Annotated in this window: 2 protein-coding genes; both read right to left on the minus strand. The window is 71.4% G+C overall.

What is annotated here, in order from left to right; translation table 11 throughout:
• Window positions 1-766, minus strand: a 766-nt coding sequence (locus tag Q0L15_RS12505) for a hypothetical protein (protein ID WP_296604770.1), incomplete at its 3' end; no start/stop codon positions are given.
• A gap of 185 nt (window positions 767-951) precedes the next feature.
• Window positions 952-1,694: DivIVA domain-containing protein (locus Q0L15_RS12510; RefSeq protein WP_296604771.1), on the minus strand; the 743-nt coding region annotated here is incomplete at its 5' end.

The following is a 1,694-nucleotide window of genomic DNA, read 5'->3' on the forward strand; positions in this document are numbered from 1 at the left end:
CGATGCGCGTCAGCGCACGCTCGATCTGGGCGAGCTTGTCGCGCTCGCTGTTGAGCACGGTGAGCTCGTGGTCGCGCTCGAAGCTGGTCGCCCCGAGGTCGGCCTGGTCCTGACCTGCGCCGTCGCCCGAGTCGCGCATCAACCCGTCGAGCTCGTTCTCCTGGGCGGCGATGACCTCGGCGCTGTGCTCGCGCTGTTCGTGGAGCTCGTCGAGCACCTCCTTCAGCTCCGCCTTCGTCCACGAGGCCTCGCCCTCCTGGACGACCAGCGCGCTGACCGGCGCCTTCTTGGCGGACGCCTTCGTGGCGGGCGCCTTCTTGGCGGGGGCCTTCTTCGCGGGCGGGTTGGTCACAGGAGCTGCCTTCGTGGCCGGGGCCGGGGTCGCGGCCGGGGTCGTCAACTTCTCGGGGGTCTTCTTGGCGGGGGCCGCCTTCTTGGCCGGGGCCGCCTTCTTGGCCGGGGCCGCCTTCTTCGCCGGGGCCGCCTTCTTCGCCGGGGCCGCCTTCTTCGCAGGAGCCGCCTTCTTCGCTGGAGCCGTCTTCTTCGCCGGGGCCGCCTTCGTGGCCGGGGCCGCCTTCTTCGCCGGGGCCGCCTTCGTCGCAGGAGCCGCCTTCTTCGCCGCAGCCGCCTTCGTGGCGGATCCGTTCTTCTTCGAGGATGCGGCGACCGGCTCGGCCGGCGCCGCCTTGGCGGGTCGGCGACCGATCACCTTGCGGGCGGCTGACGCCGCCTGGCCAGCGAGCGACTTCCTCGTGGAGCGAGCCATGGTCGGGCCTCCTCAGGCCTCAGCGACTGCAGCTGCAGCCGCAGGTGTGCGTGGAGGGTAGCCGGTGAGGCCAAGACCCACCAATGCGGCACACCGTGCCGTCTCCGACGAACCCGCGAAGCCCGGAACGACGCCGCGGCCGGCCCCAGGGGGCCGGCCGCAGCGTCACGTCGCAGGAGTACGACTCAGGAGTCGTCCTCGCCCAGGATCGAGCGCAGGCGCTTGGGCGCCGGAGCCTCGTCACCGGAGGACATCGGGGCCTCGGTGGACCCACTCAGCGCCTCCAGCTGCTGGGTGAAGTAGCTCTTGAGGCGAGAGCGGTACTCGCGCTCGAAGGAGCGGAGGTTCTCGACCTCACCGTTGAGCTTGTCGCGCTCCTTCTCGAGGTCGCCGAACATCTGGCGGCGGCGCTCGGCGGTCTCGGAGTCGAGCATCTGGGCACGGGTCCGCGCGTCGGACTCCATGCGGTCGGCCTTGACCTTGGACTCCGACTCGAGTCGCTCGGCCTTGGTGCGGGCCTCGCCGACGATCTTGTCGGCCTCGTTCTTGGCGTCCTCGACGAGCTCGTCCGCGTTGCGGGTCGCGATCTCGAGCAGTCGGGCCGCGGCGTTCGACGCCTCGGGGACCGTCTCCACCCGGATCGTCTCGACCGGGCTCGCCGCCACCATCGGGCTGGGCGTCGCCACCGGCGTCGGCTCCTGGTCGGGGGCCTTCTCCTCGGCGCGCTGGGGTGCGGCCTCGCTCGGCGCGCCGCTACCACTCTGGGCCGCGGCCAGCTTCGACCGGAGGTCTTCGTTCTCCTTCGTCAGACGCGCGAGCTCGGCCTCGACCTCGTCCAGGAACTGGTCGACCTCGCCCATGTCGTAGCCCTCGCGGAGCCGGACGGGAGTAAAGCGCTTGTTGCTCACGTCCTCAGGCGTCAGCGGCA

Source organism: Nocardioides sp., from assembly GCF_024509035.1.
Classification (GTDB): Bacteria; Actinomycetota; Actinomycetes; order Propionibacteriales; family Nocardioidaceae; genus Nocardioides.